Source organism: Aquimarina rubra (assembly GCF_042684305.1).
In the GTDB taxonomy this organism is placed as follows: Bacteria; Bacteroidota; Bacteroidia; order Flavobacteriales; family Flavobacteriaceae; genus Aquimarina; species Aquimarina rubra.
On sequence record NZ_JBHULE010000022.1, the window covers coordinates 1 to 21,447 of the forward strand.

22 protein-coding genes are annotated in these 21,447 nt (G+C 32.8%); 12 read left to right on the forward strand and 10 right to left on the reverse strand.

Features of this window, described 5'->3' with window-relative positions; all coding sequences use genetic code 11:
* The 3 genes from ACFSR1_RS18475 to ACFSR1_RS18485 form a co-directional block, all read right to left on the reverse strand.
* A partial coding sequence (locus ACFSR1_RS18475) for an alginate export family protein (protein WP_378294530.1) occupies nt 1-868 on the reverse strand: 868 nt, incomplete at its 3' end.
* A gap of 101 nt (nt 869-969) precedes the next feature.
* Nucleotides 970-1,839, reverse strand: coding sequence for a type IV pili methyl-accepting chemotaxis transducer N-terminal domain-containing protein (locus ACFSR1_RS18480; RefSeq protein ID WP_378294531.1), 870 nt, complete (start codon nt 1,837-1,839; stop codon nt 970-972).
* Nucleotides 1,840-1,870: 31 nt separating this feature from the next.
* Complete coding sequence (locus ACFSR1_RS18485) at nt 1,871-2,230, reverse strand: hypothetical protein (protein WP_378294532.1); 360 nt, start codon at nt 2,228-2,230, stop codon at nt 1,871-1,873.
* A gap of 530 nt (nt 2,231-2,760) precedes the next feature.
* Between ACFSR1_RS18485 and ACFSR1_RS18490 the strand changes: the two genes are divergently transcribed.
* The 3 genes from ACFSR1_RS18490 to ACFSR1_RS18500 all read left to right on the forward strand — a co-directional run bounded on the left by ACFSR1_RS18490 (nt 2,761) and on the right by ACFSR1_RS18500 (nt 6,884).
* Complete coding sequence (locus ACFSR1_RS18490) at nt 2,761-3,564, forward strand: hypothetical protein (protein WP_378294533.1); 804 nt, start codon at nt 2,761-2,763, stop codon at nt 3,562-3,564.
* 44 nt (nt 3,565-3,608) lie between these two features.
* Nucleotides 3,609-4,268, forward strand: a complete 660-nt coding sequence (locus tag ACFSR1_RS18495) for an alpha/beta hydrolase (protein ID WP_378294534.1) — start codon at nt 3,609-3,611, stop codon at nt 4,266-4,268.
* Nucleotides 4,269-4,340: 72 nt separating this feature from the next.
* The gene (locus ACFSR1_RS18500; RefSeq protein WP_378294535.1) at nt 4,341-6,884 is read left to right on the forward strand and encodes a PQQ-dependent sugar dehydrogenase; all 2,544 of its coding nucleotides are present in this window, start codon (nt 4,341-4,343) and stop codon (nt 6,882-6,884) included.
* A gap of 16 nt (nt 6,885-6,900) precedes the next feature.
* Here ACFSR1_RS18500 and ACFSR1_RS18505 read toward each other — a convergent pair whose 3' ends face one another.
* Nucleotides 6,901-7,491, reverse strand: a complete 591-nt coding sequence (locus ACFSR1_RS18505) for a YdeI/OmpD-associated family protein (RefSeq protein WP_378294536.1) — start codon at nt 7,489-7,491, stop codon at nt 6,901-6,903.
* Between the two features lie 82 nt (nt 7,492-7,573).
* Entirely contained in the window at nt 7,574-8,008 is a 435-nt protein-coding gene (locus ACFSR1_RS18510) for an SRPBCC family protein (protein WP_378294537.1), read from the reverse strand.
* 116 nt (nt 8,009-8,124) lie between these two features.
* On the opposite strand from ACFSR1_RS18510, the gene ACFSR1_RS18515 reads away from it, so the two are divergent.
* Nucleotides 8,125-8,667 carry a hypothetical protein gene (locus tag ACFSR1_RS18515; RefSeq protein ID WP_378173272.1) on the forward strand — a complete coding sequence of 181 codons (543 nt, stop codon included), beginning with the start codon at nt 8,125-8,127 and terminating at the stop codon, nt 8,665-8,667.
* 57 nt (nt 8,668-8,724) lie between these two features.
* Here the strand turns inward: ACFSR1_RS18515 and ACFSR1_RS18520 are convergent, their stop codons facing one another.
* Entirely contained in the window at nt 8,725-9,651 is a 927-nt protein-coding gene (locus ACFSR1_RS18520) for an AraC family transcriptional regulator (protein ID WP_378294538.1), read from the reverse strand.
* 12 nt (nt 9,652-9,663) lie between these two features.
* Nucleotides 9,664-10,053 (reverse strand): hypothetical protein, encoded by a 390-nt coding sequence (locus ACFSR1_RS18525; protein ID WP_378294539.1) that lies wholly within the window; start codon nt 10,051-10,053, stop codon nt 9,664-9,666.
* Nucleotides 10,054-10,322: 269 nt separating this feature from the next.
* On the opposite strand from ACFSR1_RS18525, the gene ACFSR1_RS18530 reads away from it, so the two are divergent.
* Nucleotides 10,323-10,577: a hypothetical protein gene (locus tag ACFSR1_RS18530; RefSeq protein WP_378294540.1), complete on the forward strand. Its 255-nt coding sequence runs from the start codon at nt 10,323-10,325 to the stop codon at nt 10,575-10,577.
* Between the two features lie 197 nt (nt 10,578-10,774).
* On the opposite strand, the gene ACFSR1_RS18535 is transcribed toward ACFSR1_RS18530, so the two are convergent.
* From ACFSR1_RS18535 to ACFSR1_RS18545, 3 genes are all read right to left on the reverse strand, one after another.
* Nucleotides 10,775-13,177 carry a glycoside hydrolase family 31 protein gene (locus ACFSR1_RS18535; protein ID WP_378294541.1) on the reverse strand — a complete coding sequence of 801 codons (2,403 nt, stop codon included), beginning with the start codon at nt 13,175-13,177 and terminating at the stop codon, nt 10,775-10,777.
* Between the two features lie 225 nt (nt 13,178-13,402).
* Nucleotides 13,403-13,921 carry a hypothetical protein gene (locus tag ACFSR1_RS18540; protein ID WP_378294542.1) on the reverse strand — a complete coding sequence of 173 codons (519 nt, stop codon included), beginning with the start codon at nt 13,919-13,921 and terminating at the stop codon, nt 13,403-13,405.
* Between the two features lies 1 nt (nt 13,922).
* Nucleotides 13,923-14,684, reverse strand: a complete 762-nt coding sequence (locus tag ACFSR1_RS18545; protein WP_378294543.1) for an MBL fold metallo-hydrolase — start codon at nt 14,682-14,684, stop codon at nt 13,923-13,925.
* Between the two features lie 172 nt (nt 14,685-14,856).
* Here ACFSR1_RS18545 and ACFSR1_RS18550 point away from each other — a divergent pair, with 172 nt between their 5' ends.
* The 7 genes from ACFSR1_RS18550 to ACFSR1_RS18580 all read left to right on the forward strand — a co-directional run bounded on the left by ACFSR1_RS18550 (nt 14,857) and on the right by ACFSR1_RS18580 (nt 21,411).
* Entirely contained in the window at nt 14,857-16,302 is a 1,446-nt protein-coding gene (locus ACFSR1_RS18550; RefSeq protein ID WP_378294544.1) for a TonB-dependent receptor, read from the forward strand.
* 557 nt (nt 16,303-16,859) lie between these two features.
* On the forward strand, nt 16,860-18,530 hold the full coding sequence (locus ACFSR1_RS18555; protein WP_378294545.1) for a DUF4832 domain-containing protein: 1,671 nt from the start codon (nt 16,860-16,862) through the stop codon (nt 18,528-18,530).
* Nucleotides 18,531-18,631: 101 nt separating this feature from the next.
* Nucleotides 18,632-19,090, forward strand: coding sequence for a hypothetical protein (locus ACFSR1_RS18560; RefSeq protein WP_378294546.1), 459 nt, complete (start codon nt 18,632-18,634; stop codon nt 19,088-19,090).
* A gap of 200 nt (nt 19,091-19,290) precedes the next feature.
* Nucleotides 19,291-20,040, forward strand: a complete 750-nt coding sequence (locus ACFSR1_RS18565; protein WP_378294547.1) for a hypothetical protein — start codon at nt 19,291-19,293, stop codon at nt 20,038-20,040.
* 165 nt (nt 20,041-20,205) lie between these two features.
* Nucleotides 20,206-20,562, forward strand: coding sequence for a bleomycin resistance protein (locus ACFSR1_RS18570; RefSeq protein WP_378294548.1), 357 nt, complete (start codon nt 20,206-20,208; stop codon nt 20,560-20,562).
* 38 nt (nt 20,563-20,600) lie between these two features.
* Nucleotides 20,601-20,924, forward strand: a complete 324-nt coding sequence (locus tag ACFSR1_RS18575; RefSeq protein WP_378294549.1) for a hypothetical protein — start codon at nt 20,601-20,603, stop codon at nt 20,922-20,924.
* A 58-nt stretch (nt 20,925-20,982) separates the two neighbouring features.
* Nucleotides 20,983-21,411 (forward strand): DUF1801 domain-containing protein, encoded by a 429-nt coding sequence (locus ACFSR1_RS18580; protein ID WP_378294550.1) that lies wholly within the window; start codon nt 20,983-20,985, stop codon nt 21,409-21,411.
* Nucleotides 21,412-21,447: the final 36 nt, after the last annotated feature.

Consider the following 21,447-nt stretch of genomic DNA (forward strand, 5'->3'; position numbering starts at 1 on the left):
TTTCAAAACCACCCCCAATACCAACAGAACCAACTTTTCCATTAGCTTCTAGCCCAACTAAATATGCAGAAAGGTCTGTTGACGGGCTTGCGGCATCTGTTACGTCAGGACCTTCTCCTGCTTGTAGGTAAGCATTTAAAGCAAGGCCGATTCCTCCAAATTTAAATTTAGAATGTGTACCAATGGTGTGTGTATGATAAAATCCATCTGTAGGTGTTCCGTTTACTACATTCTGAAAGGTGTTGTTTAACGCCAAAAAGCTAAGCGTTGCTTTTTCTGAAGCTTTCCAGGTTAAGTGCGCATATTCCATGGCTTTATAACTAAAAAAACCGGTAACGTTATATATAGTTCCTGATGTATTGTTAGGAAGTCCGTCCAGGTCATTCTGACTAAATGCAAATCCCAGATCCAATTTGATCTTTTCATTTCCATATCTGATCAGAGCCAAATCGTGAAAACGACCTTGTAATGCCCAGTCTAAACCACCCAGGATTCTCTGATCATCATAAGAGATCATTTGCCGGCCCAATTTAGTAGACCAACCTTTTCCGAATTCCAGAGATGCCCAAGCCTCTGCTATTTGCAAATTATTATTAGCATCATTGTCCAGGATCTGTCTGGTATCTCCCCATATTCTAACATCCTGAACACTAAAATGTGCTTTGAATTTTTCTGAAGTGTATCCAAATTTAAGCCTGGCTCTCTGTTGCACAATCGCTGCAGGATCGACTCCCTGAGGAACCAAATTATTGAACCCGTGACGATACTCAAATCGATCTCTAAAATCTAAATCAATACTTAATTCCTGAGCTTTTACATTATACACTAGTAAAAAAGTGCATATCAATAATGGTAGTTTTTTTTTCATGTAGAATTGGTTTTAAATGTTTAGGTAAAAAAAATACGTATTAAAAAACTTGTTTAAAATACGTAAATTTCCCCACTTAAATACTTGGGTTTTGTGATTATTTAGATTTTTACCTTTTCATATAAACCAGTAACAGCGTTAAAAGCTTTCGTTAATTCGTTACTAATCTTATACATTTCAGCTGGCTTAAATCCTTGATTCATAAGCTTATCTTTATTGTTTTTCACTTGCTCCCATTTCGACATTGCTACTCCCAATTTATCGTCAATTTGTGAATTGTTAAAATTAGAAATAAGCAACATAGTAATGGCTCCATCGAGTTCATTAAAAACATTATTCAACATTTGTTCTGAATTTTTAGTCTTCAAAGTTGTTTGGTTTGCGTAATAGTATAATGCCAATCTTTGGGATAGCATTCGTTGTCTACCTGCCATGTTTATCATCTTTTTTAACTCCAAATCAGATTCACCTGCCCCATCATCCTCAAGCAAATTTGCATCACTCTGATTGGCTCCTTTTGATTCTACAATAACCGCAGATACTACATCATTTGTTGCCTTCAGTAAATCTGTATTTAATTCTATAATCTTTTTTGCATTATCGTAATTTGGTGTAGTTTCAATCAACTTTTTAAATTCTGCCCAGATAACGTCTACCTTGGCTATTCTGTCTTTAGTAACTTTATAACCGGAGTTCTGGTTAATAATACCATTTTGTTTTTCAAAAATAATTTTACTAGTTAAAAGATCTCTTTTAGCTTTTGTATCGCTAGGGTTTTCTACCAAATATAAATAGGATTTAGCCATTTTCTGACTTAGCATACGTTGCTTACCTGAAATATTAACCGCTTTGTTAAAGGTTAACATTCCGTATTTCATACTTTGTTGGGCACAGATAGTGTTTGTACCGAATACTATTATTCCGATCAGGAATAAGAGTATTGTAGATTTGAGCGTTAAGTTTTTTTTCATTTTTTTACTTTTAATTGTTTAAATAGAATTTTTAATATTCTTCTAGGGATAATTGAGTGATTTTATTGTCAGGGGATAATTTCAATACTAGAATTGTTGATGAATTTTCGAACTCGACCAGATAGCGTTTACTTCCTTCATCATCCATTAAAAAAGAAGATTCTCCCATCTTCCCTTTTTTAGTTTGATTATCCGTAATAAAGCTTTGTACTTTATCTAAAGTAAATGACGATTGTAAATCCGAAGAGAATAACTCGAAAAGTTGATTAGCATCCTTTGCATTGTAAGCATCAGATATTTTTGTGACAGTCATTTGATAACTATCTTCTGTTTGGGTAAAGCTAAAGCTAAAGCAGATGCTTAGTATTAATAAATAAGTAATTTTTTTCATAAGATTTGGGATTAAATGATTAAAATTTTATGCGTACTAAGAATAGGATAAAACCTAAAAGTATTATAGATCATAACAACCATATGTCATTCAAATAAAATAGACATTGGTATATTGAAAATGATAAATTTCTTTATGAATGAATCCTTTGCTAAAAAAGCATCACGTGTTTTGGAAAGTACCGTGTTAGGAAAAACAAGAAAATGTGAAAGGAGTAATATTTTTTCATTATTTGTTGAGTTTAGTTACTCCAAGGTATATCCTTATTACGGTTTTACCGTAATTTATATATGTTTTTAACTTTTAATTAACGATTGTTGAATTTTTTTTACAGTATAAAGCATTTTTATCGACGAAATACACCATTACGTTTAACTTTATTGGAATTAAACCTAAACACCATCAATATAACATTCTCATTTATAAATTTTTATAACATTTTCATGTTTTAAAAACAAATATGAATTTTCCTACTACTATTTTTAGACACAACAATTTAAATAAATAAGAGAAAAAAGAGTTATCGTTTTATGCAAAGACTGTTCAAAATCGCTTTAAAAGTAATAGTAATATGTGTTTTGACGCTATTCACTCAAATTGGAGGATTCATTTACTTCATCTCCGAAATAACCTTGTCGAAAAATATTAAATCCTATAGAATAAAAAAGCTCGGACTATTTACAGGACTTTATGTATTGATTACTTTTTTGGTTATACCCTACCTGGCTCCCATATTCGGAAGGGAAAAAATTAAAAACAATGAATTTGTAGAGGCTTGTTCTTTTTTTACAATACTTAGTAATCGAAATTATGTAACCCCAGAATTAAATGCCGCTGTTCAAAGTATCGCAAAAGTTCTTAATAAGAAGCATTCCAATACGAAACTAGTTTATCTGGATGCCAATTTTCCTTTTATTGATGGCTTTCCATTGGCACCTCATCTTAGTCATAATGATGGAAAAAAAATTGATATCTCTTTCATTTACAAAAATAAAACAGGTAAGATTACTAATAAAAAACCAGCTCTATTTGGATATGGAGTATATGAAGATCCCAATCCTGGAGAATATAATCAAATCAAAGTGTGCAAGAAAAAGGGATACTGGCAATATGATTTTGCAAAATACCTAACTTTTGGAATTACAAATAATGAACTGAAGCTTTCAGAAAAAGCCACAAAAGATTTACTTTTGACTATTGTAAAGGAGCAAAAGGTTAGAAAAGTATTTATCGAACCTCATCTTAAAAATCGATTAGGCGTGCAAAGCCCTAAAATAAGATTTCACGGATGTCAAGCGGTGAGACACGATGATCATATACATCTACAATTGTAAGATGTACTTTTACAAACTAATTAGAAAATAAAAAGATTCCACATATGGAAACAAAAACGTTGTCACTACATCATATCATTAAAGAACCAACAATAAAAAAAGATAAAACACCTGTTTTATTCATGTTCCATGGTTATGGTAGTGATGAGAATGATTTGTTTTCATTTGCTCCAGAGTTGCAGGATGAACTATTTATCGTATCCGTTAGAGCTCCTTATCCAATGCAACCGTATGGAAACGCCTGGTATGCCATCTATTTTGATGCAGCTCAGGGAAAATTTAGTGACGATACACAAGCAATAGAATCTAGAGATAAAATAGCAAATTTTATAGATGAAGCTATTGTAGCTTATGATCTGGATGCTGATAATGTGACATTACTTGGTTTTAGTCAAGGAACCATCCTTAGTTATGCTGTAGCACTATCCTACCCTGAAAAAATAAAAAATGTAGTGGCATTAAGCGGGTATCTAAATGAAGATATTCTCAAGGAAAATTATGATCGTAACGATTTTTCAAAACTTAATTTGTATTGTTCTCACGGTAGTGTTGATCAAGTAATACCGATAGATTGGGCGCGCAAAGCACCTTTAAAACTTGCCGAACTGGGAATACAAACAACCTTAAACGAATTTCCTGTGGGTCACGGTGTAGCTCCTCAAAATTTCTATCAGTTTAAAGATTGGCTGAGTAAGCACCTTTAAAAACATATCGGTACCATACTAATTGTTAGTTTTTTTCGTTGCAATAGAGTCACTTATCTTAAAACTCTAAAAATGAAAACGCTAACCACCCCAACTGTTTTCGTGCTACTTTTTTTTACCATGTTTGGTACAGCACAGATCACGTATGAAGCTGCATTTCCTAATATAGATTTTGAATTTCCGGTAGAAATACAATCTCCGACAGATGGAACAGATCGTATGTTTATTGTAGAACAAAGAGGAAGAATCAAAGTATTCCCTAGGACTACGAATGTAGGCACTAATGATATCGATACATTCTTAAATATCACTGATCGTGTTCGTTTTAGAGATGGCCAAGAAGTAGGATTGTTAGGGTTAGCTTTTCATCCCGATTATGATACAAACGGATACTTCTACACCTATTATACCACAGACAGTCCTGTACCAAATATTACAGTAAGAATGGTGCTTTCGAGATTTACAGTAAGTACTACGAATCCTAATTTTGTTGATCCGGATAGTGAATTAATTATTTTTCAATTTGATAAAAACCAAAATAATAGTAACCATAACGGTGGTAAAATTGCTTTCGGACCTGATGGATACCTTTATATCTCTATCGGTGACGGTGGCGGTGGAAATGATCCTGAAGGTAACGGACAAAATAAAAACACCGTTTTTGGTAGTATTCTCAGAATAGATATAGATCTGGACGGTAATAATCCTGTAGAAGCAAATCCCGAATTACCTAATGGCAATTATGAAATCCCAAGTGACAATCCTTTTCCTGGTAATGTAGGCAATGGATTAGATGAAATTTATGCATACGGAATTAGAAATACCTGGAAATTTTCTTTTGATGAAGTTACTGGTAGACTTTGGGGAGCTGATGTAGGTCAAGGAGCTTTTGAAGAAGTAAACATCATAGAAAATGGCAAAAACTATGGCTGGAGCCGATATGAAGCTAATTCTGTAGCAAATAGTGATGTTACTATTACTGAACCCGTTGTTTTTCCTGTTCACTTCTATAACCGAAATCAAGGAGATCGATCGATTACCGGTGGTTATGTGTATCGTGGATCCGAAATTACCAGTTTAAGCCCGGATATCAGTTCCAAGTATATTTTTGGTGATTATGTAAGTGGAAGAGTTTGGGTATTAGATTATAATCCATCAACAGGAGCATCCAGCAGTACATTACTCTTCAATACATCTGGTGAGTTTGTATCTTCTTTTGGAGTTGATAAAAATGGAGAATTATATTTTAGTGATTACGGAAGTAATGCTCAAATCTATAAATTGGTAGACGGTACTTCTACACCTTCAGGAACTGCCGTAAATGGTATTGGTCAATGGGATAATTTAAATCAAGGAATCCCAAATGGTATTGTGCAATCTATAGTTACAGATACAAATGGCGATGTTTATCACGCCGGAACATTTAGTCAAGCAGGAACCACAACAGCTAACAATATTGCCGTATGGAATGAATCAACGGGCTGGAGAACATTAGGCACAGGATCCAATGGAACTATTAATACGCTTAAAATTGCCCCTAATGGAAATTTATATGCAGGTGGAGCCTTCACTGAAATAGGAGGGATTTCTGCCAAAAATATTGCAGTATGGAATGGTAACAATTGGTCTGCGCTTGGATCTGGAGTCGACGGAACCGTAGCAGCTCTTGAAATTGATGATAGTGGTAATATCTATGCCGGTGGTGTTTTTGAAACGGTAAATGGAAATACAGTACGAAATATTGCTTTCTGGAATGGAGCAAACTGGTCTGCATTAACAGATGCTACCAGTGGTATATCAGGAACTAATAATGAAGTCAGATCTTTGGTATTGGACAATGACGGAACTTTGTATGTAGGTGGAAATTTTGATGAAGCGGGAAATACTACTGCTAATAGAATTGCTACCTGGAATGGAACGAATTGGGGAACTCTCGGAACCGGAACTAGTGGTTTTGTAGAAGCTATAGCCGTTACATCAACCGAAGTATTTATTGGAGGTAACTTTTCTATTGCGGGAGGTCAAACAGTAAATCGTATTGCAAGATGGAATAAAAACACGACGACTTGGTCTTCTTTAGGAAATGGTGTTAACAATATTGTGAATACACTGATTCATGATGGCACTAATCTTTATGTAGGTGGTGCTTTTGATACTGCCAATGTAGACAACGGTAATAGTATTATTGTAAACAACGTTGCCAGATGGAACGAAACTGATGGTTGGAATGCTATGGGAACTGATACAAATGTGGGAGTAGATATTAAAATCAATAGCATTAATTTTGCTTCTGATAGTGATGGAATCGATAAAATTTTTGCAGGCGGAAACTTCTCAAGCGCCGGAGCCACCAATGCTAACAATACAGCAAAATGGGTGTCCGAAAATGTATTAAGTATTCCTGATACTCCAGATCAGCAAACGGTGTACCTATACCCAAACCCTACAACCGGAATGGTACAGTTACCTGATGAGAATGAATGGGTGCTCACAGATAACTCCGGCAAAATTATTAAAAAAGGTAGAAGTGCTATTTTTGATATTTCAGAGTATTCAGTGGGAATGTATTTTTTAAAGATAAAAGATAAGAATACCCTAAAAATTATTAAAAGATAGCTCTCTGAAGTAGCTTTTAGCGATATTTATCGTTCAAGCCTACACCTCCTTGGATCATCGGTATAATTTTTTCTACTCTTGAAATTCGAGTAGCTTCTCGTTTTGCAGTAGCTATATATTCTTTGTATTCCTTTTGCTTAAATGGTGTTAACTTGCCAAAGCTTACCTTCACTTCAGGATTAGTATCTAAAACTGCCTGTAATTCATTAGGGATTTCAATATCCTTAGACTTCTCTATCTTTATTTCTTTACCTGCTTTTTGATTCTTAATCGCTTCGTCTACATACTGCAATACAAGCTTTTTGTCAATCTCATCCATACAATTAAACCTCCATTGTCTTAGGCCTTTGGTCTTTCCCTCTTGGGCATTAATCAACTTCTTACGTTCATCCTTTAAAAACACACCTTGATAAAACCAAACTCCTACATACGATTTAAAAGCTCCCAAACCTATTACATTTTTACCTCCAATAGTATATACAGGAGCTCCCCATTTTATGGTTTCCTTCATTTCTGTAGAAAGCATGATGGATCTTAATAATTCTAAACTTTCTTTCCATTCAGATTTCTTTGAAATAAATTCTTCTACGGATTTGTTCTTTTCCATTACTTAAAACTTTAGAATATAGGTGACCACAGCTAATGTATAAAAATCCCAGATAATTAATAAATCCTAAAATCCAATCAAATTATTTTTCCAAATATGTTGTCAATCTTTCTCCTATAAAGTAATTCCATCCTTGTTGGCAACTTTCTCTAGTGAATTCGGGAATATCTGATGGGAAATCTTGGGTTACCGTTAGAGAAAGTATCAGCCTTGTCCTCTCATCTTCCTTAAACAACTCAAAGGTAACATATGCATCACCAGGGTATTCTTCATAACTCCAAGTATGGGTAATCTTCTTATTCGGTATAACCTCAGTAATCTTCCAGCAATGTGTGTATTTTCTATCTTCTACCTGTACTAAAAATTGTGTCTCGAATCCTATTTCTGGTATAAACGATTCTATATTATCAAAGAACCACAGCCTCATTTCTCTTACATCGGTAATTGCTTTCCAAACCTTATCAATTGAAACGGTAAAAGTTTCTTCAACAGTAATGGGTGCATCCGTTGTCTTCATGATTTTTAGAGTTTTATAGATAACCTTTTATCACTATCCCTAAAATAAGGATGTTCTGTGTATCTGCAAAATATCATTACGGCATTAAATTTGATAAGCATTACCAAAATCAAATCATGAGGGCTTTATCATATATTACATTTTTTTTACTACTATTTTCATCTTGTATACCTACAAGAATAGCACCCAACATCAAAGAAGATAAGGTAATGGTGGCTAAAAAATTCAAAAAAGGACTTCCAAAAAGAAGCTCTTTTATTTTTGAAGATCCTAAAAACGCTAATGAGTTTTATCAGTTTATTAATTACAAATTTAAGCTGAATGATAAAGACGTAGCTTGGAACGCTCCTTTTATCATAAATAAGGAAGAATATTATCTTTCTTTTCACGAGGTTGAAAGAACCTCTAGTACAATCAATCTTGCACCAATGATTATAGACGCTGCTTTAGAAGCCAATGAAGTAAATCCGGTTCTTGAAAATTTATATACCAGTCGTAGCGGAAAATGGTACGTAGTTCTTACGGTTAATGACCAAGATTTTAAAGATTGCCTTAAAGACAACTATCTTAAAAGAGATGAAATTGTAACTTTTCTGCGACAACTCAGAAAAGAATATTTATCTACAAGTAATTACAACAAATATTTATTGATGGATTAACGTAATTAGAATAGGACAAACTGAGGTATTATAAAACGACTACCTCAGTTTATTTATTTATATAATAGGTATATAAAAGTCTACCAAAAATTTATTCTCCGGATGTGTTCGGAAATCATTATGATAAATTTCGAAGGGTTTTTCTTCTGCTTTTTGGTACCCTTGTTCACTCATCCATACAAAAAGACTGCTCCAGGCCTTTTCAAAATCATTTGGTGTAATTTCAAAACGCCCCACAATACTTCTCCCTTTTTTGATAGTACCCGGAATAACTTCACCTTCAGCAATCACTGGCTTATCCATTAACATACAGATACTCATTCGCACCTTATCCGGTGAAGTAATCTTAAAACTATCATGAAACACTCTTGCCATTTTGGTTTCAGGATTTTCTAGAATCCCTTTGGATCTCCCCCATTGTATTAATTTTTCAAAAGCGTTTTCGATTCCATTCATTCCTATATGAGTGATACTCGCAAAATGTAACTCAGGTGTTTCTTTAACTTCAATTTTTGCATTCATTGTAATCCAGTTTAAATGATTATTAATATTGCAAATGTATTTTTCGAAGATCAAATTCTCTTGTCCGATCTTGCTTTCGGCTTTACGAATCTTGCTAAATTTACTTGGAAGTTGTTTTCGAAATTCTGTTGGACTCACTCCATAAAACTTTTTGAATGCTCTGGTAAACGAAGAATTACTATTGAAGCCATATTGAAGCGATAATTCCGTAATGTTTACCTCTTTTTTATGCATTAAAACTGAAGCCATTTTTTCAATCCGTCTCCTGTTTACATAAGCATTAAGGGGTTCCCCAATTACTGCTTTAAAGATTCTATGAAAATGAAAAGGAGAATAAAAGGCTACTTTCGAAACAGATGATAATGACAACTCACTATCCAGATGATCATCAATATATCGCAATGCCAAATTTATTCGACTGATATACTCTTTGTTTGTTTCTTGTTCTGAATAGAGTTTCATACTAGCACCAATTTAATCCAGGTCGTCTCTATTAAAATCCTTTGTAAAATCATTCGTGTTTTTAAAGCCTAATTTTTCAAGCTTTTCAAAATATGGGATATAATCAAGTTCTTCAAATTCATACGAATCCACATTCCATAAAAAATGTATGATCCATTGGTACCATCTTGCAGGAACAGGATATTTTTTCAAATAAGTTACGCGATCATCAAATTTTAGTTTTGCTTGATCAAGCCATTCATTCAAAATCATAATATGTGTCTCTCCTTCTCCCATTCGCCAATGCATGCTATAAGGATGAGAATTTGGGGCATATATCCAAGGCGGTGGAATATCACCATATTTATTTATAAGTTCTTTGCTAGCTACCAAATACCACTCTGAATTTTTATGTTTTCCCATTTACCTGATTCGAATAGTGTATAAAGCCAAATATATGAATCGAAGCAAAGCTAGTATGCCTAAACCAATTGATCCATCTGCGCGTCTTTCTTTCTTATTCAATTTATAAAAATCTAGCACCATTGCAAAAACAAAACAGCCTTTCAATCAAGCGTTAAACTTTGCTCTGATTTTATATATAATGTTACTAAATCTTTTTTGTTGTTTTAGAAATTTTATTTATCAATTTAAACATTATTAAACTTAAAATACTTCCCAACAGCAATCCAATGAACCAATATAACTCTAATTGTAGATCATCAAAATCAATAGGTTCTTGTTTGGGATTTAATCTTAAACTTTCGTTGATTTTCGAAATTCTGTATTGCCATAAGAAAACACCTGAGGAAATTGTAAGAATGAGAAATGCAACCAATTTATTTTTTGATTTCAGAAATGATAGTTTTTTACTTGTCAGATATAGAAAAGGTAAAAAGCCAATTGACAAAGAAAACCCTAAATTTAGAATAAGAAAATCATTGTAAAACCCTATCATTTCTTGATCTTTTATTTGACTTAATGACTGGTCATAAAAATAAAAAGATAAAAAATGTCCAATCAATAAGAACATTAAAAAGATTCCTAAATATCGTATTAATTTTCGTTTTTTTATAAGATTCAAGTTTTGATTTTAGAATATTTAGTAACAATCAGGTATGTCCTATTAAAAAATTAAATATACCTAAAAGATTATCTCCACCTTCTCAATCACCGCAGAATTCAAGTCAAATTCTATAGATAAAGTTTTATCTTTTTCATTCCAATCGGCTTCAACGGTTTTGTCTCCAACAGTAATTGATTTTGGAGCGGTTTCAATATTATGAACAATTAGCGAGATCTTACGAGTTGTTTTAGCATATCCATTTCCTGTATTAGCTTTAAAATCTATAGACAACTTATTATCAATACTCTTACTTTCGAAATTTAGGATTTCAAACTTTCCTTTTTCATAAGCATTCGGTGTTTTACCATCATCATCATATAATTTTCCAAAACTGTTTTCGACATTTGTATCATAATAATAATGCACTATCAACTTCTCTGTGCTATATACTTCTGTATGCTGAATCGTTTCAACCATCGGAATAAATGATCCTCCTTTTACAAATACCGGAATATGATCTTTTGCAGTTTCTACAGTAATATATCTTCCTCCTTCATATTTTTGACCAGTAAAGAAATCATACCAATTAGATCCTTTAGGGAAGTACACATCTTTTGATGCCACTCCTGATTTTACGATCGGAGAAACCAAGAAGTTATCACCCCATAAATAAGTATTGGATACTGTTTGTAATTCTTTGGTATCAGCATCTTCAAAAAACAAAGGTCTCATTAACGGAACTCCGGTTTGATTGTTTTCAAAAGCCAAGGTATAATTGTATGGAAGCATTTGATACCTTAATTCTATACTCTTTTTAGCCAGCTCTTTAGTTTTCTTATCGTGAAAAACCGGTTCTGGAGCAATATGTTCTTGAGCGTGTGGTCTGTAAATAGGCTGAAAAACTCCATACTGCAACCAACGAGTATATAACTCTGCATCAAATTTTTCTCCTCCGGCAAATCCACCAAGATCCGAATGCATATATCCTAACCCCTGAATCGCCATAGATAATGCAATTTCGGTTTGCGGCTCCAATCCTCCCCAACTTCTGCTCACATCACCAGACCAAGGAATCATACCGAATCTTTGTGATCCGGAATATCCTGCTCGCATTAAGATAAACGGACGTGTTTCTGGGAAATCTTTTTGATATCCTTCTTGAACCAATCTTGCCCAATCGTGACCATAGATATTATGTACTTCATCTGCAGATCCTGTTGCATGTAATAATGCTGAAGGATGCACTTCTGGTTCTCCCAAATCTCCCCACCATCCTGCTACTCCATATTCTTTAGTATAGGTTTTATAGATATTCCAGAACCAGGCTGCGCCTTTTTGATCGTAAATATCTATAATTCCGGTATTGCCAAAATAGAAATCATAGGCAAAAGGATTGCCTAAGGAATCTTTTCCTAAAACTTTCTCGGCTACGGCTTCTTCCCATTTTTTTGATGTAGATAAAACGAATGGTTCTGTAATTAATATCGTTTTAACTCCTTGATTTTTGAAGTCATTGATCATTTGTTTGGGATTAGGAAATGAATCTTTAAGAAACTCAAAGTTTCCCATATGTCCTTTAATATCTTTTCCGAACCAATAAATATCAAGTATGACGGCATCTAGCGGAATAGAATCATTCTTAAACTTAGCAACAGTCTCTTTTGTTTCTTTTTCTGAATGATATCCAAAACGGCTAGCAAAATTTCCAAACGCCCATCTTGGTGGTAGTGGTTGTTTCCCGGTTAAATCTGTATACTGATCCATCAAATCTTTCCAATCATCTCCAGCTACTACCTGATAGGTCTTTCTGCCACTAATAGTTTCATAACTCAATGTATTATCTTTTTTACTATCTATATCCAGAAATCCTATAGGTGCATTATCAAAATGAACCGCATATGTTTTTGAAGATAACACTAATGGCATTGTGTAATTCATGAGTTCAGAACGAGTTTCATATCCGTAATGTGCTCTGTTATACAACTGCAATCGATTACCTCTTCTATTCATTCCTACGACTCTTGCTCCTGCTCCGTATATTACTTCTTCTTTATCTAAATTGAAATTCAGAATCTCTGTAGAATCTGTTTTGACATACCCATCCTTTTCAGAAATTAATTCTTTCCCTTTATACGTATAGGATATATGAAAAGGTTCTTTGGTGATATGAACTTGGATACCATCTGAGCCATACACAATGGTTTTGTCCGTTTCGGTTAGTTGCGAAACAATTCCTTTTTCCAGAACTACTGCGTGAGACTGTGGATTAAAAGTTTCACCAGTTGGAATAAAAGAAGTTTCTATAATTTTATCAGTATATAATTTGAAAATATATTTGCCATGATCTCTCGGAATTTCAATAAATCGATCTTCTTGGTAACTATCAATATTCGCAATAAAATCACTTGAAGTATTTTTACACGAAAACGCTAAAAACGTTACAATTCCAAAAAATAGAAAGGAAAAAAATCTTGGCTTCATATGTACTGTTGTTTTCTAATTTAGATACGATTCAAATATACTAGAATAGCTTTAGAATAAGGGTATAACCATACATAGCCATATCGAATTATTAAATTTTCAGTTAAACCAAAGAAACGTAAGAAAAATCATAACAGTTCACTATAACGATTTCGTAGAATATTAGAGCATAAAAAAGACCTACTAATGTTTAGTAGGTCTTTTCATATAAACTTTTATGATCTCTTAATTTCTAGGATACAAAAATGATTTTTCTACTTCAAAATCCACTACTCCATCCTTTCTAACATCATAAATAATAAACAATTGGCCCCAATATACACCATCTGTAAAATCAGCGATGATCCATTTATGATTAAGCAATCTTACCTTATTTATAGCCATATTACCTTCCATACCAACAAAAGGAACGATCGGATTATCAGCACCTGCTTTATTCTGACTTACAATTTGATCGCTAATTGTCAATGCCAATTCTTCAGCAACATATCCCTGCTCTTCAAAATAACTAATAGCTTCTTCATCACTCTCTAAAGAAAAATATGTAAGATCAAGGATTTTATCTATCAAGGAATCTTTCTCCACATCTCTAGACTTTAACAGTGCTTCCTTCTCCTCTATTTTAGCCATTAAATTTTCGATCTTTCCATCATAAGACTCCTTAGCTTTTTTAGCATTCATAAATTGGAATAGTATGAATAGTACAGAAAAAATGAATAGGTATAAAAATATTCTACTTCGCATATTAAATTGTAATTTTTAGATTATCGTAGGCAATAAAAACGTTTTTTGGTAATTGTTGTTGTACCTCTTCGTGAAATCCCAGCATATGACTGATGTGTGTTAAATACGCCCTTTCTGGTTTTATTTCTTCAATAAATTCTAAAGCTTCCTCCAGATTAAAATGAGAATGATGTGGTTCTATTCTCAAAGCGCTCACTACCAAAACCTTAACGTCTTTGAGTTTCTTTCGTTCCTCTTTCTCAATTGTTTTGACATCTGTAAGGTAGGCAAAATCCCCAAACCGAAATCCAAAGACTTGCAATCGATTATGCATCAGATTAATAGGAATCACATCCAGGTTACCCAGTGTAAATGGTTGGTTAGTTAGTTCATTTTCAATAACACTGGGCGCTCCCGGATACTTGTTTTCTGAAGAAAAAATATAACTAAATCTTGATCTTAATGACTCTAAAACTCTTTGATGTGCATACACCGGAATATCTCCCTGCCTAAAGAAAAAAGGTCTGATATCATCCATCCCCATCGTATGATCAGCATGTTCGTGGGTAAAAACAATCCCATCGATCCAAGTTACGTTATTAGCCAACATTTGCTGTCTGAAATCTGGTCCGCAATCAATTACATATTGATATTCATCCCAGGATACAAGGACAGAAACGCGTAATCTCTTATCTTTTGGATCTTTACTTAAACACACAGGATGCGTACTTCCTATTATCGGAATGCCCTGCGATGTTCCTGTACCAAGAAATGTAACTTTCATATAATTTACTGAGCGAAAGCAAATGTAATTATAATTTTTTTGGTCAAAAAGTAATTCAATTGTGGACGTATTATTTATATCAATTATAAAATGTGAAAATTAGCCTCTAGTTTTTTTTAATAATACTTAATGTATTAGTAACTTTACGTAAACAAAAAAAGCCCATTTTGCTATGCCTATTACTATCATGGGGGACAAAGAATTTGAATCTGTCCCTTCGCTTAAAAGCAAAGCCCTACGTATCAATCTAAATGCCAACATCTATGGTACCTTTGCCGAAATTGGCGCAGGTCAGGAAACTGCTCGTAACTTCTTTAGAGCCGGTGGTGCCTCAGGTACAATAGCCAAGGCAATGAGTGCCTATGACAAAGACTTTAGTGATGCCATCTACGGAATAGAAGATGACAAACGTTATGTTACAGAAGCACGATTAAAAAAAATGCTGAAGCATGAGGTTCGTCTTATCGAAGAAAGAATTAAAAGAGAAAAACATCCTAATAAATTATTTTTTAGTTATGCCAATACGGTAGCAACCATTGATTTTGCTAAAAAATACAAAGGACACGGTTGGGTAGGCATCCGTTATCAAACTAAGCCAGACGAGGATTATAACGAAATTATATTACATATTCGGTTTCATGAAAATGATGCCAGATTGCAACAAATGACGCTAGGAGTATTAGGTGTGAATCTAATTTATGGGGCGTACTATAAATATGACAATCCTAAAAAACTACTACGCTATCTTTATGATCATCTGGATAAAGATCAGATTGAAATCGATACCATTAATTTTTCCGGTCCTCGATTTAAGAAAGTAGATAACCGATTGATGAGTTTACAATTGGTTAAAAATGGAATGACAGAAGCCGTAATGTTTGGACCTGATGGTAATAATGTTTTACCGGCTGCTGTTTTATATAAAAAGAATATTCTTGCGCTTAGAGGAAGTTTTAGGCCAGTGACTAAGGTAAATATGGATATTTACAAGAAGTCGCTCAACATGTTCCTCAATGAAAATAAAGTCCGTAAAGAAAAAACCATAGAGATTTTTGAGATTACTCTTTCTAACCTTAGAGCCGAAGGAGAAATAGATGAGGAAGATTTCATGGCAAGAGCACGACTATTATGCTCTCTTGGGCAAACCGTAATGATTTCTAACTTTCAGGAATATTATAGAGTTGTGGAGTATTTCTCTAATTATACCAAAGAACGTATGGCCCTATCTATGGGTGTAAACAATTTGATTGATATATTTGATGAGAAATATTATAGACATCTTAGTGGTGGTATTCTAGAAGCATTTGGAAAACTTTTCTTTAAAGATCTAAAGGTATACTTATATCCTTTGAAAGATCACGAAACTGGAGAACTAACCACAAGTGAAAATCTTAAAGTACATCCTAGAATGAAGGAATTATATAAGTTCTTCAAATACAATGGCAAACTACAGGATATTGTAGACTATGATCCGACAATTATGGATATATTCTCTAGAGAAGTACTTCAGAAGATTCAGGAAGGAGAATCTGGATGGGAAGAACAATTACCTGAGCTTATTCCTGAAATGATCAAACAAAACAATTTCTTTGGTTATAAAGAAGCTGAAACGGTATAATTAAGGGTTTCTTATTCGTTTAAAATGTTGATGAGATATGAAATGTTATCATAAATCTACTTTTGATACTATGTTCTTTTGTCATAAAAGCGTAGAGAATAAAGCTAGCCATTGAGCTCAATGAAATTAACGGAACCGATAAGAAAATTATTCATATTATTAAAAATCCTCTCTCAAATTTAAAGAACAACGATGTAATTCTGAATTTCAAAAAGAAACTTAAATCCGAATTGAATATTATCTTTTCTCGCATGGATTCATATGTCAATAATAAAGAACTAAAACTGGATATAAAAGAAATATCTGAGCTTAAAAAACGTTTCGAAGTTACATCATTTATATTTTAAAAATCCTAGAAATACACTTTAGTAAAAAAATCTGGTGGAATTGTTCCAATCTACAGAATTGAAATGGATACAATACAAATAACAAGGTAGCTATTGTTTATCTGGGTGGAAACTTTAGTCCCCAGTAAGATTGAATTGAAATGGGACGAAATAACAACAGTTTTTAATAAAAAAATGAAATACTTACTACCTAAATAAAACCTGATTATTATGAGAAGTTATCATAAAATTATCCTTTTAAAGAAATCACTAGTATTCACCCTTCTCCTAGCGAGTCACACTTTATTATTAGGACAATCTATAAACTACACAGCATCTACCAATATTATTGCAAATCCCGAAAGAGGTTTACAAAAATATTCTATAACATCTAGTTCTTACGCAACTACCGCCAACGCTAATAACCTTTCTATTGAAACATTAAATGGTTGGAAAACAAGCGCTGATAAAGTAACTGTTGTATATCGGTATTTTCTTTTAGATGCTTTTCTAAATTCGAATATTAACACAACTTTTTTAGAAAATATTCAAACTGATTTTAATAACGTTAGAACTGCAGGTCTCAAAATCATTGTAAGATTCTCATATTCTAATGCTCAAGGAACTACAGCTCAACAACCAACGAAATCTCAAATATTAACACATATTACTCAATTATCTGCAATATTAAACACTAATAAAGATGTCATTTTTTCACTTCAAGCCGGTTTTATTGGTACTTGGGGAGAATGGTATTATACAAACTCAACAGAATTTGGTACAGATGGTAATATCTCACAAACTCAGTGGGCTAATCGCAAAGAAATAATAGATGCAATGTTAGCAGCTACTCCTATAGAAATCCCTATTCAAGTTAGATATGCAGGTATCAAAACTACAATGTATGGTAATACTCAACTAAACGAACAAACCGCTTATCAAAATACTGCAAATGCTAGAATTGGCTTCTATAACGATGCTTTCCTGAACGATTATGGTGATCAAGGAACGTATTCTGTATCCTCACAATGTCAAAACCCGGTAGGGACAACAGGCTACAACTATATTTCGAATGAAACCCAGTATTTACCAATGACAGGAGAAACTAATGGGCTTAACACTTGTGATAATGGCTTTAGGACTAGTAGTAGTAATGCATTAAATGAACTGAATTTAACCAATTGGACAACCCTTAATAGAGATTACTATACTCCTTTTTGGACTCAAGTAATTAACTCAGGTGATTATGAAGAACTTATAAAAAATCTTGGATACAGATTTGTTTTAAACTCATCAACGGTAGCAATAAACAGTGGAGATTTTGATGTAACTTTAAATTTATCGAATGTTGGTTACGCAAGACCTTTCAAGGAAAGAGACGTCTATTTAGTACTAAAGAATACACAAACAGATGAGATCACAACAGCATTAATCGATACAGATATTAGAACGTGGGAATCTTCTGTTTCAATTACACAAAATTTCGATCTAGGATTGACTGGAACATTTCAATTATACCTTTGGATGCCTGATAACAAAACTGCTCTAGCATCAAATGCCGATTATAGCATTCAATTTGCAAATGTGGGCACTTGGGAATCCACAACAGGATATAACAATTTATTACAAACTATAACTCTAGATGCAACACTTAGCGTAAATGATTTTTTGCCTAATAGTCATTTCTCAATATATCCAAATCCTTCATCAGATTTTATTAGATTTAAGTTAAAAAATTCTGACAAAGCCACCATTCAAGTTTTCGATGTAAACGGTCAACTAGTTAAAAAAGTTTCGATTTCGGATAATGACAAATTGAATATTTCCAATTTATCAAACGGAATATATTTTATATGCCTGAATAAAAATAAGTTATTGACTCATAAATTCATTAAACAATAATGTCTGAGAAATAACTATAAAATTAAAGGGGATTTATAAATAGTAAACCAATACATTATGCTTCTACCACATAATATTAAACGTTGTGAGAAATTATCAAAATGAGCAAAATCAATAGTATATTAATTTTAATTCATCTATTTTTCTTTTCAAATTTGGTTTATTCACAGGACACAATTTATTTACAGGAAAAACCTAGGGTTATCCTAAAAAGTTGGTACCCGGAATTCAAAGAATTTCCCAAACTAAAGGTTGGTGAAAGCAAAATTATCTTTACTAAAATTCCCGACTTCGAAAAAACGTCTATTTGGAATAATGATATTGATTTAAAAACCTTTAACAGTCAAGTTGAAATAGAAGAAACTGACAAAACGAATCAATATTTTATTACTGTGAATTCAACCAATACAGAATACATTGAATTTGAACTGTGGTTTGAGTTAGGAAATAACACAATATTCTTAAAGCAAAATTCTAAATGGAGAAACATAAAAGATCTATATCCACTTGAGAATGACAGGTTATTAATTGATAAAATAAAACTAGAGTTAACAAAATAAAATTCTTACAACATCTTGTATAAAATCAAAGTAATTTAATTTTGATGCAAGAGATCATTTCCTTTTTTACAATGGTGCTTGACTCTTAATAAATTATCCAAGAAATAAACAACAATCTAAAAGGTTACAAACTAATTTAGTATAAACTCTAATCCTTAACTTGTGTAAACAATGTATCTTAACGGATATTGCAAAAAAAGATGAACTTATACGAAAGATATTTAAACGGAGAAACAAAAGCTGTTTATGATGACATTTATAAACTAGGCTCAAAAGCTTTTGACGATCTTCACAAAAAAGAGGTCGAAAAAGTAATGAAGGAAACTTTTGACAGGGTTTTGTTTAATCTAAATATTATCTATAATGAACTTATAAATATTGGTTATCTTTTTAAAAAAGATTTTGAATTCAATTTTGAAAAACCATTACACACTCCACTTGAAAATACAGAACCATTAATTAAAAAACTAGAACTTGCCGTTAAAGACTTTGGTTTTATCCCTCTATCATTAAAATATTTCTATCGAATAGTTGGAGGAGTAAATTTTGTTTGGGATTTTGAAACAAATGAAGAGTTTATGTGGAATATGTCCGATCCAATTCAAGTATCCAGTCTTGATAGCCTTGTAGAGGAAGTAACATCCAAATATTGGAAAGAAGATATTCAACAGTATGTGAATGATGAAAATTTTGGATGTGCATTTTTAAATATATCGGCAGATGACTTACATAAGGACAATGTTAGTGGCGGACAACCTTATGCTATAGAAATAACTAGAGAACCCTCTGTAGATGCCAGATTTATGAATGAACCAAACGAAACAACATTTATAAATTACTTAAGAATATGTTTTGAGAATTGTGGATTTCCAGGAATCACAAGACCTAATACCAATAACGAGTACCAAGCATTTTTTAACAAAGTAAAACCCCAATTAAAACAAATATAAAACGCTGTACAACAAATATTTACATGTTTTATTTTCTGCCTTTGGTAAACAAACACAACATACAAGAGGTATAATCCATAATTTTGATTCGTCCTGAATAAAAAAAGAATATTCTAAATTTATCACAGGGTAAAAAATAATAAATCACAAAACCAATAACAACGTATGCTAACAGACATCAACCCAAAATTACCAATGCGTAACAAAGCTATTACCAGAAAATTCTACATAAACGAATTGGGATTCCAGGAATTTGGAAGTGCTGACTTTGATGATTATTTAATGGTAGAAAAAGACAGCATCCAAATTCATTTCTTTAAATTCAAAGAACTTGACCCAAAAGAAAATTACGGGCAAGTTTATATCAGAACAGACAATATTGAAGAGTTTTATAAATCCTTATTGGAAAAACAAACAAGCATTCACCCAAATGGGCACTTGGAAATCAAACCCTGGGGACAAAAGGAGTTTTCAATACTTGACCCCGACAGTAATCTACTTACGTTTGGACAAGCTATATAAAAAAACAAAACGCTAACACTCATATCTAAACTTTATTAATGGAAAGAATTGTTATTGTCGGATATAAACCATTGAATGGTAAAGAAAAAGAGCTGAAGGAATTATCCAAATCGCATTGGAAAACATTGCATCGCTTGGGACTGGTAACCGATAGGGAACCTATACTTATGGAAGCAGAAAATGGAACGGTGATAGAGATTTTTGGGTGGATATCTAAACAAGCAATGGAACAAGCCCATTCCAATCCCAAAGTTCTTAAAATGTGGGGAGAATATTCTAAAATTTGTGAATATGTTCCCATTGGAAAGATTAAAGAAACTGAAAGTTTATTTTCTGAATTCACTCCTATAAACCCTGATTAAATAAAATCAAAACTATACGAGACTGGTTCTTTTCTTACTTTTATGTTATTTTAAACCTATGACAGAAGTGCAAATCAAAATAAATCCCGCTGTAAAAAAAGTGTATCAAAATTATCCTGATCACGTGCGTGAAAAAATAGAACATCTTCGAAACTTGATTATAGAAACCGCTAATGAGATTTCAGGAATAACGAGTCTGGAAGAAACTCTGAAATGGGGAGAACCCAGTTTTTTAGCAAAAAAAGGAAGCACGATTAGAATACATTGGAAAGAAAAGCAACCTAATCAATATGCTATGTATTTTCAATGCACGAGCAAATTGATAACTACATTTAAAGTATTGTATAAAGAAACATTTCAATTTGAAGGGAATAGAGCCATTATTTTCCCTATGAGATTTACTATTCCCGAAAAAGAATTAAAAACGTGTATTACCGCTGCTTTGACGTACCATACAGTAAAACACCTACCCACCTTAGGAATATAAAAAAGCACTTATATTACCTACAAATGCTTTTCTTTA

Bases quoted from the DNA above. Each gene is read 5' to 3' on its own strand.
- ACFSR1_RS18525 (WP_378294539.1), bottom strand. From the start codon at position 10,053: ATGGGAAAACATAAAAATTCAGAGTGGTATTTGGTAGCTAGCAAAGAA.
- ACFSR1_RS18485 (WP_378294532.1), bottom strand. From the start codon at position 2,230: ATGAAAAAAATTACTTATTTATTAATACTAAGCATCTGCTTTAGCTTT.
- ACFSR1_RS18560 (WP_378294546.1), top strand. From the start codon at position 18,632: ATGAGCAAAATCAATAGTATATTAATTTTAATTCATCTATTTTTCTTT.
- ACFSR1_RS18565 (WP_378294547.1), top strand. From the start codon at position 19,291: ATGAACTTATACGAAAGATATTTAAACGGAGAAACAAAAGCTGTTTAT.
- ACFSR1_RS18505 (WP_378294536.1), bottom strand. From the start codon at position 7,491: ATGGAAAAGAACAAATCCGTAGAAGAATTTATTTCAAAGAAATCTGAA.
- ACFSR1_RS18520 (WP_378294538.1), bottom strand. From the start codon at position 9,651: ATGAAACTCTATTCAGAACAAGAAACAAACAAAGAGTATATCAGTCGA.
- ACFSR1_RS18495 (WP_378294534.1), top strand. From the start codon at position 3,609: ATGGAAACAAAAACGTTGTCACTACATCATATCATTAAAGAACCAACA.
- ACFSR1_RS18555 (WP_378294545.1), top strand. From the start codon at position 16,860: ATGAGAAGTTATCATAAAATTATCCTTTTAAAGAAATCACTAGTATTC.
- ACFSR1_RS18575 (WP_378294549.1), top strand. From the start codon at position 20,601: ATGGAAAGAATTGTTATTGTCGGATATAAACCATTGAATGGTAAAGAA.
- ACFSR1_RS18545 (WP_378294543.1), bottom strand. From the start codon at position 14,684: ATGAAAGTTACATTTCTTGGTACAGGAACATCGCAGGGCATTCCGATA.
- ACFSR1_RS18480 (WP_378294531.1), bottom strand. From the start codon at position 1,839: ATGAAAAAAAACTTAACGCTCAAATCTACAATACTCTTATTCCTGATC.
- ACFSR1_RS18550 (WP_378294544.1), top strand. From the start codon at position 14,857: ATGCCTATTACTATCATGGGGGACAAAGAATTTGAATCTGTCCCTTCG.
- ACFSR1_RS18515 (WP_378173272.1), top strand. From the start codon at position 8,125: ATGAGGGCTTTATCATATATTACATTTTTTTTACTACTATTTTCATCT.
- ACFSR1_RS18570 (WP_378294548.1), top strand. From the start codon at position 20,206: ATGCTAACAGACATCAACCCAAAATTACCAATGCGTAACAAAGCTATT.
- ACFSR1_RS18510 (WP_378294537.1), bottom strand. From the start codon at position 8,008: ATGAAGACAACGGATGCACCCATTACTGTTGAAGAAACTTTTACCGTT.
- ACFSR1_RS18535 (WP_378294541.1), bottom strand. From the start codon at position 13,177: ATGAAGCCAAGATTTTTTTCCTTTCTATTTTTTGGAATTGTAACGTTT.
- ACFSR1_RS18500 (WP_378294535.1), top strand. From the start codon at position 4,341: ATGAAAACGCTAACCACCCCAACTGTTTTCGTGCTACTTTTTTTTACC.
- ACFSR1_RS18490 (WP_378294533.1), top strand. From the start codon at position 2,761: ATGCAAAGACTGTTCAAAATCGCTTTAAAAGTAATAGTAATATGTGTT.
- ACFSR1_RS18530 (WP_378294540.1), top strand. From the start codon at position 10,323: ATGAACCAATATAACTCTAATTGTAGATCATCAAAATCAATAGGTTCT.
- ACFSR1_RS18580 (WP_378294550.1), top strand. From the start codon at position 20,983: ATGACAGAAGTGCAAATCAAAATAAATCCCGCTGTAAAAAAAGTGTAT.
- ACFSR1_RS18540 (WP_378294542.1), bottom strand. From the start codon at position 13,921: ATGCGAAGTAGAATATTTTTATACCTATTCATTTTTTCTGTACTATTC.